At 61.2% G+C, this 14,302-nt stretch carries 11 protein-coding genes; 3 read left to right on the top strand and 8 right to left on the bottom strand.

The window, feature by feature from the left end:
* Positions 1-34 precede the first annotated feature (34 nt).
* Complete coding sequence (gene cysS, locus IFT99_RS20220; RefSeq protein ID WP_192134649.1) at positions 35-1,417, bottom strand: cysteine--tRNA ligase; 1,383 nt, start codon at positions 1,415-1,417, stop codon at positions 35-37.
* A 10-nt stretch (positions 1,418-1,427) separates the two neighbouring features.
* A complete protein-coding gene (locus IFT99_RS20215) occupies positions 1,428-3,125 on the bottom strand; it encodes a glutamine--tRNA ligase/YqeY domain fusion protein (RefSeq protein WP_192134647.1) in 1,698 nt (565 codons plus the stop codon).
* 273 nt (positions 3,126-3,398) lie between these two features.
* Here IFT99_RS20215 and IFT99_RS20210 point away from each other — a divergent pair, with 273 nt between their 5' ends.
* Entirely contained in the window at positions 3,399-3,902 is a 504-nt protein-coding gene (locus IFT99_RS20210) for a peptidylprolyl isomerase (protein ID WP_065986423.1), read from the top strand.
* Positions 3,899-4,624: a UDP-2,3-diacylglucosamine diphosphatase gene (locus tag IFT99_RS20205; protein ID WP_192134646.1), complete on the top strand. Its 726-nt coding sequence runs from the start codon at positions 3,899-3,901 to the stop codon at positions 4,622-4,624. Before IFT99_RS20210 ends, IFT99_RS20205 begins: the two co-directional genes overlap by 4 nt.
* 177 nt (positions 4,625-4,801) lie before the next feature.
* Here IFT99_RS20205 and IFT99_RS20200 read toward each other — a convergent pair whose 3' ends face one another.
* The 6 genes from IFT99_RS20200 to IFT99_RS20175 form a co-directional block, all read right to left on the bottom strand.
* Entirely contained in the window at positions 4,802-6,334 is a 1,533-nt protein-coding gene (locus IFT99_RS20200; RefSeq protein ID WP_065986421.1) for a DHA2 family efflux MFS transporter permease subunit, read from the bottom strand.
* A gap of 69 nt (positions 6,335-6,403) precedes the next feature.
* Positions 6,404-7,681 (bottom strand): HlyD family efflux transporter periplasmic adaptor subunit, encoded by a 1,278-nt coding sequence (locus IFT99_RS20195; RefSeq protein WP_192134644.1) that lies wholly within the window; start codon positions 7,679-7,681, stop codon positions 6,404-6,406.
* Positions 7,682-7,691: 10 nt separating this feature from the next.
* Positions 7,692-9,188 carry an efflux transporter outer membrane subunit gene (locus IFT99_RS20190; RefSeq protein ID WP_192134642.1) on the bottom strand — a complete coding sequence of 499 codons (1,497 nt, stop codon included), beginning with the start codon at positions 9,186-9,188 and terminating at the stop codon, positions 7,692-7,694.
* A complete protein-coding gene (locus IFT99_RS20185; RefSeq protein WP_192134640.1) occupies positions 9,185-9,658 on the bottom strand; it encodes a MarR family winged helix-turn-helix transcriptional regulator in 474 nt (157 codons plus the stop codon). The genes IFT99_RS20190 and IFT99_RS20185 overlap by 4 nt, the downstream gene beginning before the upstream one ends.
* A 145-nt stretch (positions 9,659-9,803) precedes the next feature.
* The gene (gene miaE, locus IFT99_RS20180; RefSeq protein ID WP_065986544.1) at positions 9,804-10,412 is read right to left on the bottom strand and encodes a tRNA-(ms[2]io[6]A)-hydroxylase; all 609 of its coding nucleotides are present in this window, start codon (positions 10,410-10,412) and stop codon (positions 9,804-9,806) included.
* A 119-nt stretch (positions 10,413-10,531) separates the two neighbouring features.
* Positions 10,532-11,005, bottom strand: a complete 474-nt coding sequence (locus tag IFT99_RS20175) for a DUF1289 domain-containing protein (protein WP_065986417.1) — start codon at positions 11,003-11,005, stop codon at positions 10,532-10,534.
* Between the two features lie 427 nt (positions 11,006-11,432).
* On the opposite strand from IFT99_RS20175, the gene acnB reads away from it, so the two are divergent.
* The gene (gene acnB, locus IFT99_RS20170; protein ID WP_192134638.1) at positions 11,433-14,042 is read left to right on the top strand and encodes a bifunctional aconitate hydratase 2/2-methylisocitrate dehydratase; all 2,610 of its coding nucleotides are present in this window, start codon (positions 11,433-11,435) and stop codon (positions 14,040-14,042) included.
* Positions 14,043-14,302 lie beyond the last annotated feature (260 nt).

Raw genomic sequence — 14,302 nt, 5'->3', positions numbered from 1 at the left:
CGATCAAGGATAGGCGTTTACCGAGGGTTGCCGATCAATCCGCCAAACGCCAGGTGGTGCTGCCTTTGCTGTCTTCCAGCACCACGCCCATGGCGGTGAGCTGATCGCGGATGCGGTCGGACTCAGCCCAATTCTTGTCGGCGCGTGCCTGCAGGCGTGCGGCGATCAAGGCTTCGACTTCGGCAGCATCCACCCGCCCTTCGGCGCCGGCGCGCAGGAAGTCATCGGATTCCAGCTGCAACACGCCCAACACGCTGGCCAGCTCCTTCAAACGTGCCGCCAAGCCTGCCGCTGCGTTGACATCGCTGTCGCGCAGGCGGTTGATCTCGCGAACCATCTCGAACAGCACGGCGCACGCTTCCGGGGTCCCGAAGTCGTCGTTCATGGCAGTCGAAAAACGCTCGACGTACGCCTCGCCCCCCGCAGGCTCGGCGACCGGCAGGCCTTTGAGCGCGTGGTAGAACCGCTCCAGCGCGCCTTTCGATTCTTTCAGGCTGTCTTCGGAATAGTTGATCGCGCTGCGGTAGTGGCTCGACACCAGCAGGTAACGCACCACTTCCGGGTGGTATTTATCCAGCACGTCGCGGATGGTGAAGAAGTTGTTCAAGGACTTGGACATCTTCTCGCCATTGATGCGGATCATGCCGCAGTGCAACCAGGCGTTGGCGTAGGTCTTGCCGGTCGCGGCTTCGCTCTGGGCAATCTCGTTCTCGTGGTGCGGGAATTCCAGATCGCTGCCGCCGCCATGGATGTCGAAGGTCTCACCCAGGCAGCAGGTGGACATCACCGAGCACTCGATGTGCCAGCCCGGACGTCCCGCACCCCACGGCGATTCCCAGCTCGGTTCGCCCGGCTTGACGCCTTTCCACAGCACGAAATCCAGCGGATCGTCCTTGGCTTCGTCGACCTCGATCCGCGCGCCGATGCGCAGGTCTTCGATCTTCTTGCGCGACAGCTTGCCGTAGCCGAGGAATTTGCCGACGCGGTAGTACACGTCGCCATTGCCCGGGGCGTAGGCATAGCCCTTGTCGATCAGGCGCTGGATCATGTCGTGCATGCCGCCGATGTAATCGGTCGCGCGTGGTTCCATGTCCGGCTTGAGGATGTTCAGGCGCGCTTCGTCCTCGTGCATCGCGTCAATCATGCGCGCGGTCAGGGCATCGAACGCCTCGCCGTTTTCACGGGCGCGGTTGATGATCTTGTCGTCGATGTCGGTGATGTTGCGCACGTAGGTCAGGTCGTAGCCGCTGAAACGCAGCCAGCGGGTGACGACGTCGAACGCCACCATGCTGCGGCCGTGGCCCAGGTGGCAGTAGTCGTACACGGTCATCCCGCAGACGTACATGCGCACCTTGTTGCCATCCAGCGGCTTGAAGACTTCTTTGCTCTTGCTGAGCGTGTTGTAGATAGAAAGCACGTTGCCTACCTTAGCTCCACGAATCGCGGAGCGTCACAGTCCGGTTAAAGACCGGATGACCGGGTTTCGAGTCCTTCAGATCCGCGCTGAAATAGCCTTCGCGTTCGAACTGGAAACGGTCTTCCGGCTGAGCGTCAGCCAGCGACGGTTCAGCGCGACAACCGGTCAGGACCTGCAAGGAGCCTGGGTTGATGTTGTCCAGGAAGGTCTTGCCCTCTTCTGCTTTCTCAGGGTTTGCCGACAGGAACAGACGGTCGTACAGACGCACTTCGCACTCGATGCTTTCCGCCGCCGGCACCCAGTGCACAACGCCTTTGACCTTGCGGCCTTCAGGGTTCTTGCCCAGGGTTTCCGGGTCGTAGGAGCAGCGCAGCTCGACGATGTTGCCGTCGGCGTCCTTGATCGATTCGTCGGCGCGAATCACGTAGCTGCCACGCAGGCGCACTTCGCCGTTCGGTTCCAGGCGCTTGTAGCCCTTCGGCGGCTCTTCCATGAAGTCGTCACGGTCGATGTAGATCTCGCGGGAGAACGGCAGCTTGCGCACGCCGAGTTCTTCCTTCTGCGGATGGCGCGGCAGTTCGAGGTGGTCGACCTGGCCTTCCGGGTAATTGGTGATCACGACTTTCAGCGGACGCAGCACGCACATGGCGCGCGGGGCGTTGTGGTCCAGGTCCTGACGGATGCTGAACTCCAGCATGCCGAAATCGACCACGCCGTCGGAGCGGTTGGTGCCGATCATTTCGCAGAAATTGCGGATCGACACCGGGGTGTAACCGCGGCGGCGGAAGCCTGACAGCGTCGACATGCGCGGATCGTCCCAGCCCTGCACGTGCTTTTCGTCGACCAGTTGTTTGAGCTTGCGCTTGCTGGTGATGGTGTAGTTCAGGTTCAGGCGCGAGAACTCGTACTGACGCGGCTTGCACGGCACCGGCAGATTGTCGAGGAACCACTCATAGAGCGGGCGATGGCTCTCGAATTCCAGGGTGCAGATCGAATGGGTGATGCCTTCGATGGCGTCAGACTGACCGTGGGTGAAATCGTAGATCGGGTAGATGCACCACTTGTCACCGGTCTGGTGGTGGTGCGCGTGACGAATGCGGTAGAGGATCGGATCACGCAGGTTCATGTTCGGCGAAGCCATGTCGATCTTGGCACGCAGGACGCGGGCGCCGTCTTCGAACTCGCCGGCTTTCATGCGGCCGAACAGGTCAAGGTTTTCTTCGACGCTGCGATCGCGGAACGGGCTGTTCTTGCCCGGCTCGGTCAGGGTGCCGCGGTATTCGCGAGCTTGTTCGGGGGTCAGGTCATCGACGTAGGCCTTGCCCGCTTCGATGAGATGGACCGCCCAGGCGTACAGCTGGTCGAAGTACTGCGAGGCATAACGCACTTCGCCGGACCACTCGAAGCCCAGCCATTTGACGTCGCTTTCAATGGCGTCGATGTATTCCTGGTCTTCCTTCGCCGGGTTGGTGTCGTCAAAGCGCAGATGCGTAACGCCACCGAATTCCTGAGCCAGACCGAAGTTGACGCAGATCGACTTGGCATGACCGATGTGCAGGTAGCCGTTGGGCTCCGGCGGGAAGCGGGTCACGATCTGGATGTGCTTGCCCGAGTCCAGGTCAGCCTGCACGATCGGGCGCAGGAAGTTGGTTGGAATTGCAGGGCCTGCCTTGGAATTCGCAGCGGCATCTTGAGTGGGCTTGCTCATAGGATCCTTGTACGGGTCGCGGCCAGGAAGGCCGGTTAAATCAAAGCGCCTATCATAGCCGAAGCTGTCAAGCCCCTGACAGCGCGCTGTGACAAAACTGCCGAGATGGGCCTGCGCTCAGCGAGAACCGCCGGCGCAATCGCAACTACCCGAGCAGCGGCTACCCTCTGTAAACTGCGCGCCTGGTGTGCATCAGCGGCACTGGCCTCGCATCTCGATGGCCGACTGCCGCGATCACTGCCTCTCACCACGACTTCAAAGAGCGAGCTGACCATGTCGAAAGTAAAGCTGACCACCAACCACGGTGAAATCGTTCTGCAACTGAACGCAGAAAAGGCGCCGCTGACCGTCGCCAACTTCATCGAATACGTCAAAGCCGGCCACTACGAAAACACCGTGTTTCACCGCGTGATCGGTAATTTCATGATCCAGGGCGGCGGCTTCGAACCGGGCATGAAAGAGAAGAAAGACAAGCGCCCGAGCATCCAGAACGAAGCCGACAACGGTCTGCCGAACAAGAAGTATTCGGTGTCCATGGCCCGCACCATGGAGCCCCATTCAGCCTCGGCGCAATTCTTCATCAACGTCGCCGACAACGACTTCCTCAACCACAGCGCCAAGACCGTACAGGGCTGGGGTTACGCCGTGTTCGCCGAGGTGGTCGAAGGCACTGAGGTGGTCGACAAGATCAAAGGCGTCGCCACCACGTCCAAGGCGGGTCATCAAGACGTGCCGGCTGACGACGTGATCATCGAGAAAGCCGAGATCGTTGAGTGATATTGCTGATCTCCGATTTGCACCTGGAAGAAGGACGCCCTGACATTACCCAGGCGTTTCTCGGCCTGCTGAACGGCCGCGCGCGCAACGCTGAGTCGCTGTACATCCTTGGGGATTTTTTCGAGGCCTGGATCGGCGATGACGCCATGTCGCCCTTTCAGCGCTCCATCTGCCAGGCGCTGCGCGCGTTAAGCGACAGCGGCACCCGGGTGTTCCTGATGCACGGCAATCGCGACTTCATGATCGGCAAGGCGTTCTGCAAAGCGGCGGCCTGCACGCTGCTCAAGGACCCAAGCGTCGTACACTTCAACGGAGAGCCGGTGCTGCTGATGCACGGCGACAGCCTGTGTACCCGGGACGAAGCCTACATGCGTATGCGCCGTTACCTGCGCCATCCGCTGACGCGATGGGTGTTGCGTCATCTACCGCTGAGCACCCGGCACAAGCTGGCGCGCAAGCTGCGCAGCGAAAGCCGTGCGCAGACACGAATGAAGGCCAACGACATTGTCGATGTGACGCCGCACGAAGTGCCGCGGGTGATGACCGAGTCTGGCGTGAAGACGCTGATTCACGGCCACACCCACCGGCCTGCGGTTCACGACGTGCAGCTGGGTGAGACCACGGCGCAGCGCATTGTGCTGGGGGATTGGGACCGCGAGGGGTGGTTGCTGCAGATCGATGAGTCGGGCTTTCATCTGGAGTCGTTTGCGTTTGAGCCCTGACCAGATCACCGGTGCGTCAGAAGTGAACACCGATGATCGTCGAACGCCAAACCTGTGGGAGCGAGCTTGCTCGCGAAGGCTTACTTTCTGACACCAGAGAAAGTGGCTGAATGTCCCGGCCTCTTCGTGAGCAAGCTCACTCCCCCATGACCTGTGTTTGACGCCGACAGCGCGGCGTCAATGCCCTCCCCCGGGCGCAGCCTTCGCGGTAAACGGTGGCTTGGCCAGCCAGATGATCAGGATCAGCGACAGGAAGATCCAGCCCATCATGTAGAAATAGTCCACCGTCGACATCATGTAGGCCTGACTGGTGACCATCGAATCAAGCTGCGCGTAGGCCTGGTTGCTCGCCCCGCCCAGGGTCTCCAGCGCATGCCGCGTTGTCGGCTCGTAAGCGTTCACGTTTTCGCTCAGATACGCATGATGCTGATTGGCGCGGCGGATCCAGATCCAGGTGGTCAATGACGCCGCGAAGCTGCCGCCAAGGTTACGCAGGAACGTCGCCAGCCCCGAGCCGTCGGCAATCTGCGACGGCGGCAGGTCCGACAGCAGAATGCTCAAGGTCGGCATGAAGAACAGCGCCACGCCTGCGCCCATGAACAACTGCACCAGAGCGATGTGGGTGAAATCCACCTGACTGGTGAAATCCGCACGCATGAAGCAGCTCAGGCCGATCGCCAGAAACGCCAGACCGGCCAACAGACGCAAGTCGAACTTATGCGCGTAGCGACCGACAAAGGGCGACATCAACACCGGCAGCACCCCGAGCGGTGCTACTGCCAGCCCGGCATAGGTGGCCGTATAACCCATCTGCGTTTGCAGCCATTGCGGCAGAATCAGGTTGATACCGAAAAACCCCGCATAACCGCCCACCAGGCAGATCGTCCCAAAGCGAAAGTTGCGGAACGCAAACAGCCGAAGATTGACGACCGGATGGTCATCGGTCATTTCCCAGATCACGAACGCCACCAGGCCAATGGCTGAAATCACCGAGCCAATGATGATGAAGTTCGACTCGAACCAGTCCAGGTCATTGCCTTTGTCGAGCACGATCTGCAGCGCACCCACACCAATGATCAACGTGATCAAGCCCACATAATCCATGGGCTGGCGACTGGTGCTGACCGGACGTGTGGCCATTTGCTGACGCACCACGAACGCCGCGAACAGACCGATCGGCACGTTGATGAAGAAGATCCACGGCCAGCTATAACTGTCGGTGATCCAGCCGCCGAGAATCGGGCCGGCGATCGGCGCCACAACGGTGACCATCGCCAGCAGTGCCAGCGCCATCCCCCGTTTCGCCGGGGGATATACCGCGATCAGCAGGGTCTGGGTCATCGGGTACAACGGTCCGGCGACCATGCCCTGCACGACCCGAAAGCCCACCAGTTCGGGCATCGACGTGGATATGCCGCAGAGGAACGAAGCCATCACGAACAGCAGCGTGGCCCAAAGAAACAGCTTCACTTCACCGAAGCGTCGACTGAGCCAGCCGGTCAGCGGCAGCGCGATGGCGTTACTGACCGCGAACGAGGTGATGACCCACGTGCCCTGCTCCGAACTCACGCCGAGGTTGCCGGAGATGGTCGGCAAGGCCACGTTGGCGATGGTCGTGTCGAGCACTTGCATGAAAGTCGCCAGCGACAGGCCGATGGTGGTCAGCAACAGGCTTGGCGGCGTAAAAGAAGCGGGAGCGTTAGTACTCATCGCGAATCCTTTGACACTCGAAGATCACCCCGGCCGGCTGAAGCGGGCCGGGGCAGATGGATTGGCGAATCAGCGCTGGACCGTCTTGCCGCTGGTTGACGCGCTGTTCTCGTGGATCACGCGGGCAATCATCGTGTCGGCATCGGCCAGTTGCTTGGCGTAGACATCGGTGGTGAACAGCGGCTGCTTCGGCGGTTGCTGCGCCAGCACCGGACCGCTCTGGTCATGCAGGTTCACGTCAACGGTGGTCGACAGACCGATGCGCAGCGGGTGCCTGGCCAGTTCATCGGCGTTGATGCGAACCCGCACCGGCACACGCTGCACGATCTTGATCCAGTTACCGGTGGCGTTTTGCGCAGGCAGCAAGGCAAACGCACTGCCGGTGCCGGCGCCGACGCTGTCCACGGTGCCGCTGTACTTGACGTCGCCGCCATACAGGTCGGCTTCGATGTCCACCGGCTGGCCGATGCGCATCTGGCCGAGCTGGGTTTCCTTGAAGTTGGCGTCGATCCACAGCTGGTCGAGGGGAATCACGGCCATCAGCGCAGTGCCCGGCTGAACCCGCTGGCCCAGTTGCACGGTGCGCTTGGCAACGTAACCGGTGACCGGGGCGATCAGCGTGCTGCGCGCGTTGCTCAGGTAGGCCTGACGCAGTTGCGCGGCAGCCGATTTGACGTCCGGGTGCGAAGAGACCTGGGTGTCATCCACCAGCGCGCTGCTGGTTGCCAGTTGCTGCTGGATGTTGGTCAACGCGTTCTGTGCGGTGGTCAGGTCATCCTTGGCGTGGGACAGCTCTTCCTGAGAAATTGCCCCGCCCGCCGCCAGACTGCGACGACGGTTGTAGTTGTCCTGGGCTCTCTGCACTTCGGCGCGCTGGGCCGCCAGCTGCGCTTTCATGCCGTCGACGTTGCTATACAGACCGCGCACCTGACGCACTACTTTTGCCAGATTGGCTTCGGCACTTTGCAGCGCCACTTCGGCGTCATTTGGGTCGAACTGCACCAGCACCTGACCTTCGCGGACCAGATCGCCGTCGTCGGCGCCGATGCTCACCACGGTGCCGGTGACTTGCGGGGTGATCTCCACGACGTTGCCGTTGACGTAGGCATCGTCGGTGCTCTCGCTCCATCGCCCGTACATTTCGTACCAGGCCCAGACACCCACCGCACCGAGCACCACGACCAGCAGCAGGCCAAGGAACAGCAGCTTGCGCTTGCGCGGGTTCTTGGCCGGTTTGGTCTGCTCGGCGCCTTTGTCGCCGCCTTTGTCAGCGCTGTTGCCGGGCGCCGATGCGTTGGCGTCCTTTTGTTCGTTTGCAGGGTTGTTGTCGGTAGTGGCAGTGGCCATGACGATTACCTTAATGAGTCAGCGAAGCAGTTGACGGGACGACCGGGGCGGCGTTTTCGCCGGGCTTGCTGTCTTCGAAGCCTCCCCCGAGGGCCTGCATCAACTGGATCGAAAGATCGATTCGTTCCGCGTTGAGATCAGCCTGTTGGCGTTGCGATTGCAGCAGTTGTTGCTCGACGCTCAGCACGTCCAGGTAGTTGCCGATGCCGGATGAGTAGCGCTGAACGACGGTGTCGTAGGATTTCTGAATGACGTCGGTCGCCTGCTGGCGCGCCTCGATCTGGCGGCGGATGTCGCGCAACTGGCCAATGCCATCGCTGACATCCCCCAGCGCCCGGACCAGCGTCTTGTTGTACTGCGCCACGGCGAGGTCGTAGTCGGCGTCCCGCGCATCAAGGTCGGCACGGCGACGGCCACCGTCGAAGATCGGCAGCGACACTGTCGGCGCGACGTTGAAAAAGCGACTGGCCGAGCCGAACATCGCGTCGCCCAACAGCGACTCCACTCCCGCCGACGCGCTCAGGTTGAGGTTCGGGTAGAAGTTGGTCTTGCTGACGTCGATGTTTTTGCTCGCCGCTTCAACCCGCCACCGCGCCGCCACCAGATCGGGGCGACGGCCCAGCAACTCAGCGGGCACAACCGAGGGCAAGGCCACAACAGCGGGTTGCAGCACGGCAGGCCGGCTCAGTTGTTCGCCACGGTCCGGGCCTTTGCCCATCAGCACGGCCAGCTGGATCTTGGCGCTGCGCAGGCTCTTGTCCGCGTCCGCGAGCGATTCGCGGGAGTTGGCTTCAAGGCTCTGGGTCTGCTCGTACTGGTACTCGCTGTCGATGCCCGACTTGAAACGCCGCGCGCCCAGGTCCAGCAGTTGACTGGTGCGCTTGAGGTCTTCGGCCGCCAGGTCGCGGACGAGGTAGGCCTGGCCCAGGTCGCTGTAGGCGCGGGCGACGTCGGCCGCCAGGGTCAGTTGCGCCGCTTGCTGATCGACTTCGCTGGCACGGGCCTGGCCCAATGCCGCTTCCCAGGCAGCGCGCTGGCCGCCCCACAGATCGAAGTTGTAATTGAAGCCGGCGCTCAGGCTGCGCAAGGTGCTATAGCGCCCGCCTGCACCGGTCGGGTCCTGGTCGCGGGCCAGACGGGAACGGCTGACGCCGGCATCGGCATCGACGGTCGGCATGCGTTCGGCGTCGGCGGCATAGGCCTGGGCACTGGCCTGACGGGTACGGGCCGCGGCGATCTGCATGTCCGGGCTGTCGCGCAGCGCTTCAGTGATCAAGCTGTTGAGCTGTGGATCGCCCAGGCTGGTCCACCAGTCGCGCTTGGGCCAGGCCGCCGGTGACAGGGTGATGCCGTTGAGGCTCTGGGCGGTCTGCAGGCTGTTGGCATCGATGCCGACGGCTTCGGTGTTCAGGCCTTTGGAACTGGCGCAACCGGCCAGCACCAGTGCCACGACTATCACGCTCAAGGACGTGCGCAGGGTCGAGCCCCGCTGAATGTGAGTGCTCATCGTTCGGCGATCCGGGCAATCGTGATGGGGTCGCCCGAGGCAACCAGAATTTTCGTCAGAATCTTTTCCAATGCCAGCAGCTCACTGTCTTCCAGGACGCCGACCATCTCGTTCATCGCGTGTGCACCGATTTCCGGGAGCAGATCGGAGAGCGCCTTGCCTTCATCGGTGAGCACCAGTTGCACCTGACGCCGATCGGATTCCGAGCGCGCACGGGACAGCAGGTTTTTCTGCTCAAGACGATCGAGCATGCGGGTCATCGAACCGCTGTCGAGGTTCAACATGCGGCAGATGTCGGCCGGGGTCTCGGCGCAAAACCGCGCGATCATTACCAGCACTTTGAACTGCTGCGCGGTGACGCCGTGGGGCTCGAGATGCCGGTCGAGGATGCGGTTTTTCAGCTGCTCAGCCCGGCCCAGCAGCATGCCCAACAGACTGTCGTGAAAGTTTTCAGGAGTGAAATGTGCCATTGATAGCCACCCATTATCTGCTTAGGCAGTGAATGGTCAGGATCTTACTGCCTAGGCAGCAAACACACAATGAAACAAATTTTAAGGCGCGCGAATTCAGACGAACGTGGTTCGCCTGCTGAATGGGTAGGTTTCTACAGTGGGCTTAGAGCGCCGGCACACCGCTGTGGAAGCGGAAATCTTCGTCCGGGCTAAGGATCAGCTCGCGCTCGGCCAGGCGGATTTCTTCGATCTTGGCGTCGACGTCTGCTTCGTTGCCGTAGGTGTAGGCAAGCTTCAGGTAATCCTGAAAATGCCGGGCTTCGGACTTGAGCAGGCTGGCGTAGAACTTCGACAGGTCTTCGTCCAGATGCGGCACCAGTGCTGCGAAGCGTTCGCAGGAACGCGCTTCAACGATGGCGCCGACGACCAGCGCGTCGGTCAGGCGATAGGGGTTGTGGGTGCGAACGAGTTTGCGCAACGACCCGGCATAGCGCGCCGAACTGATGTTGGCCATCGGGATGTTGCGCTTCTTGATGATGCCGATCACTTGCTCGAAGTGACGCAGCTCTTCGCGCGCCAGCCGCGACATCTTGGCCAGCAGGTCGAACTTGTCGTTGTACTGGAACATGAACTGAAACGCCGCACCGGCGGCCTTCTTTTCATTGTTGGCGTGATCGATCAGCAGGATATCCAGGTTCTGCAAGGCGGCCTGAACCCAACTGTCGGGCGTGGGGCAAAGCAGGAAGGCGTCGATCTCTGGATAAATCTGCATGGGTTCACGGATGGCTGGCTGGGCAAGGCGCAGCATTATACGGAGCCTGACGGGCAGAGCCAGCCTGCGCAGATGAAAAGCCCAGGATTTACTGCCAGCGGGTGAGGGTCACGCCACTGTCAGACCGCACCCATTGCATCCTTGAGGAAGCCGGGCGCGATGTAGCGCTCATAGTGCGCTTCGGACAGCAGGAAGAATTCCCGATCAATGGCATCGCGCAGTTCAGGCAGCGACCAGTCGCGAAACTCCGGCAGCAGCACCATGCCGTAGGCGTCCAGCTGGTTGATCACCCGCGCGCCCCGTGCAATCAACTGGTACGCCCAGCAATATTCCGACTGATGCGGGACGAAACGGATTTTGCGTTGCTCCAGTTGCGCCCGCAACCTGGCCGGGTCGAACACCTCGACTTTCCCGGCCATCACTTGCACCAGCAGCTGTTCCAGGCGCAGCCAGACAGCGCGCTTCGCGTCTTCGTCGTAGCCGTTCCAGTGGATCACTTCGTGGTGGAAGCGCTTGCATCCGCGGCACACGAGGTCGCCGTAGACAGTGGAGCACAGGCCCACGCAGGGCGTTTTGATGATTTGATTGGGCATGACGGAGCAACACGGCGGCGAACGAAACAAGCCAGCATGTTAGCCCTTTGTCTAACGAGGTACACCCTTCAACCTGTAGGGGCTAACTTACCTTCAGCGGTTTTTTACCGTAGAATCACCGGGCCTTTTAAGGCGCCAATGTCCGTTGGAAGCTGTTTTCAAAGCGTCACGAGCACAGTCAGGGCTTTTTACGATGAGTCGGCCAGCCACTTGTCGCACAAAGCCCGCCCCGCAGTCCGGTCCGACGCGAGTTCGCTTGCGTCCCCTCCTCGACCGATCATGCAGGCGTAAAACTTTGAAAACAGCTTCTGTTGGAGATCGTCAGCTTCCTGCCAAGAAACTTTAAAAAGTTCGAGAGCGCCGATGCGGACCTTCTCTGGATGAGCGTCCCGGACACCCATTTGGGACCACTGATGAGGGTAATACTGTGCTTGAAGCCTACCGTAAACACATCGAAGAGCGTGCCGCCCAGGGTATCGTGCCCCAGCCGCTTAACGCCGAACAAACTGCAGGCCTGGTCGAGCTGCTGAAAAACCCACCGGCTGGCGAAGAAGCTTTCCTGCTTGACCTGATCACCAATCGCGTTCCACCGGGCGTTGACGAAGCTGCCTACGTCAAAGCCGGTTTCCTCTCTGCCCTGGCCAAGGGCGAAGTTCAATCCCCTCTGCTGGACAAGACGCGCGCCGTCGAACTGCTCGGCACCATGCAGGGCGGCTACAACATCGTGACCATGGTTGACCTGCTCGACGATGCCGAGCTGGCACCGGTCGCCGCACAGCAACTGAAGCACACACTGCTGATGTTCGACGCCTTCCACGACGTCGCTGAAAAAGCGAAGAACGGCAACGCACACGCCAAGGGCGTTATGCAGTCCTGGGCTGACGGCGAGTGGTTCCAGAAGCGTCCGACCCTGGCCGAGAAGATCAGCCTGCGCGTCTTCAAGGTCACCGGCGAAACCAACACCGACGACCTGTCGCCTGCACCTGATGCCTGGTCGCGTCCGGACATCCCGCTGCACGCCCTCGCCATGTTGAAGATGGCCCGTGAAGGGATCGTGCCTGACGTTCAGGGCTCCATCGGCCCGATGAAACAGATCGAAGAAATGCGCGGTCAGGGTTTCCCTATCGCCTACGTTGGCGACGTGGTCGGCACCGGTTCTTCGCGCAAGTCGGCGACCAACTCGGTGCTGTGGTTCTTCGGCGACGACGTCCCGAACGTCCCGAACAAGCGCGCTGGCGGTTTCTGCTTCGGCACCAAGATTGCCCCGATCTTCTACAACACCATGGAAGATGCCGGCGCTCTGCCAATCGAATTCGATGTCTCGAACATCAACATGGGCGACGTCATCGACGTCTACCCGTACGCGGGCAAAGTCTGCAAGCACGACAGCGAAGAAGTCATCACCACCTTCGAACTGAAGACCCCGGTGCTGCTCGACGAAGTCCGTGCTGGCGGTCGTATCCCGCTGATCATCGGCCGTGGCCTGACCGACAAGGCGCGCGCCGAGCTGGGCCTTGGTCCGACCGACCTGTTCAAGCTGCCTGAAGCCCCTGTCGATACCGGCAAAGGTTTCACCCTGGCGCAGAAAATGGTGGGCAAGGCATGCGGTCTGCCGGAAGGCAAAGGTGTGCGTCCTGGCACCTACTGCGAACCGAAGATGACCACCGTCGGTTCCCAGGACACCACAGGTCCCATGACCCGTGATGAACTGAAAGACCTGGCGTGCCTGGGCTTCTCGACCGATCTGGTGATGCAGTCGTTCTGCCACACCGCGGCATATCCGAAGCCGATCGACGTGACCACGCACCACACGCTGCCTGACTTCATCATGACCCGCGGCGGCGTTTCCCTGCGTCCGGGCGATGGCATCATCCACAGCTGGCTGAACCGCATGCTGCTGCCGGACACCGTCGGTACCGGCGGTGACTCGCACACCCGCTTCCCGATGGGTATCTCGTTCCCGGCCGGTTCGGGTCTGGTGGCGTTTGCCGCGGCCACCGGCGTCATGCCGCTGGACATGCCGGAGTCGATCCTGGTCCGCTTCAAGGGCGAGATGCAACCGGGCATCACCCTGCGTGACCTGGTGCATGCGATCCCTTACTTCGCGATCCAGAACGGTTTGCTGACCGTCGAGAAGAAAGGCAAGAAAAACGCCTTCTCGGGCCGCATCCTGGAAATCGAAGGCCTGGACAACCTGAGCATCGAGCAGGCATTCGAACTGTCCGATGCCTCGGCCGAGCGTTCTGCCGCAGGTTGCACGATCAAGCTGTCGAAAGAGTCGATCACCGAATACCTGAACTCGAACATCACGCTGCTGCGCTGGATGATCGAACAGGGTTACGGCGATCCGCGCACGCTGGAGCGTCGTGCTCAGGCGATGGAAGCCTGGGTGGCCAATCCGGAGCTCATGGTTGCGGACGCTGATGCCGAATACGAAGAAATCATCGAGATCGATCTGGCCGACATCAAAGAGCCTGTGCTCTGCGCGCCAAACGATCCGGACGACGCGCGTCTGCTGTCCAGCGTTGCCGGCGAGAAGATCGACGAAGTGTTCATCGGTTCGTGCATGACCAACATCGGCCACTTCCGCGCGGCGGGCAAGTTGCTGGATCAGGTCAAGGGTCAGCTTCCAACGCGTCTGTGGCTGTCGCCGCCGACCAAGATGGACGCTCATCAATTGACCGAGGAAGGCTACTACGGGATCTACGGCAAGGCTGGCGCGCGCATGGAAATGCCGGGCTGCTCGCTGTGTATGGGTAACCAGGCACGTGTGGAGCCGAATTCGACGGTTGTTTCGACGTCGACCCGTAACTTCCCGAACCGTCTGGGTGATGGGGCGAACGTGTATCTGGCGTCGGCTGAGTTGGCGTCTGTGGCGTCGATTCTGGGTCGTCTGCCGACGGTCGAGGAGTATATGGAGTACGCGGGCAAGATCGACAGCATGGCTGCTGATGTTTATCGCTACTTGAGCTTCGATCAGATCGCGGAGTTCCGTGAGGCTGCAGCGAACGCTAATATTCCGGTTGTTCAGGCTTAACAGCTGAGACCGTGTTGAGAAAACCCCGCTTCGGCGGGGTTTTTTGTTTTTAAGATCAAGGGCGTCTGCCTGGGGGCAGACTGTTTCGCCTTCGGCGAGTTACTTGGAAAAGCACCCCAAGTAACCAAGGGTGCTTGCTCCTGGTTTGGCCCGACTTCGTCGGGTTCCCTCACTTCGACGACGCTCCGTGGGCCCGCGCCGAACGGACATCCATGTCCTGACGGCGCTCTCGCCGCATCCATGCGGCTCGACCCACTGCG

Source organism: Pseudomonas sp. CFBP 8772 (genome assembly GCF_014841665.1).
Classification (GTDB): domain Bacteria; phylum Pseudomonadota; class Gammaproteobacteria; order Pseudomonadales; family Pseudomonadaceae; genus Aquipseudomonas; species Aquipseudomonas graminis_B.
The sequence above is the reverse complement of the archived record's forward strand: the minus strand, read 5'-3'. Positions and strand labels throughout refer to the sequence as shown.